Here is a 473-nt window from a genome sequence, read left to right on the forward strand (position 1 = left end):
CCCACCCTGCGCCGCGACGAAGGCGACCGACGACGCCTCCTCACCTCCCTCGCCCACGCCTGGACCACCGGCCTCACCGTCGACTGGACCACCGCGATCCCCCGCGGCCGACGCGTCGAACTGCCCACCTACCCGTTCCAGGAGCAGAACTTCTGGCTGGACGCGCCGTCCGGTGCGGGGGATGTCGGTGCGGCGGGCCTGGAGACCACCGGCCACCCCCTCGTCGGCGCCGCCGTCGACATCGCCGACACCGGCGAAACCCTCCTCAGCGGCCGCATCTCCCTACGCACCCACCCCTGGCTCGCCGACCACGCCGTCAACCACACCGTCCTCCTCCCCGGCACCGCCTTCCTCGACCTCGCCCTCCAAGCAGCCCACCACACCGACACCCCCCACCTCGAAGAACTCACCCTCCACACCCCCCTCACCCTCCCCGACCCCACCCCCCACCACCTCCAGATCCGCACCACCAC

At 72.5% G+C, this 473-nt stretch carries 1 protein-coding gene; it reads left to right on the forward strand.

The genetic code is table 11. The annotated features are described in order from the left end of the window. The coding region (locus PUR61_RS31090; RefSeq protein ID WP_443035269.1) for a polyketide synthase dehydratase domain-containing protein at positions 1–473 on the forward strand (473 nt) is incomplete at both ends.

It is taken from the genome of Streptomyces sp. BE20 (genome assembly GCF_036322525.1).
Taxonomy (GTDB): domain Bacteria; phylum Actinomycetota; class Actinomycetes; order Streptomycetales; family Streptomycetaceae; genus Kitasatospora.